Origin of the sequence: Corynebacterium sp. HMSC073B01, assembly GCF_001838255.1 — a bacterium.
Lineage (GTDB): Bacteria > Actinomycetota > Actinomycetes > Mycobacteriales > Mycobacteriaceae > Corynebacterium > Corynebacterium jeikeium_D.
The window spans coordinates 1-313 of record NZ_KV836162.1 but is presented as its reverse complement, the minus strand read 5'-3'; the positions used below and the strand labels follow the sequence as shown (position 1 = coordinate 313).

Here is a 313-nt window from a genome sequence, read left to right as displayed (position 1 = left end):
GGGTTAAGTAAAGAAAAGTGTGTCTTTTCCGGGCGTGTTGCGGTTATTTGATCCAGCCTTTTTGGATGCCGAGGTTGTGTTGGTAGCTGGTGTCGATGGCGGTGTCGTATTCTGCTGGTGCACCGATGTCATTGGTAGTGGCTGTGGTGTTGTGGGTGATCAGGTCTGTTGCTGTGGAAAGTGCGTCTTGACCCCATCGTTGGTCCCTGGCGATCTTGACCGGATCGTCAGGGACTTCTGTATGTAGATACAGCCACCAATCCATCACTGTGCGTTGATGCGGTAGTGATAGTCCGCGGTGTCTGCGGGCTAG

At 53.0% G+C, this 313-nt stretch carries 1 pseudogene; it reads right to left on the bottom strand.

Annotated features, from left to right (window positions below):
• Positions 1–43: 43 nt before the first annotated feature.
• Positions 44–313 (bottom strand): annotated as a pseudogene (locus tag HMPREF2849_RS06265) (IS256 family transposase); the annotation flags it as partial.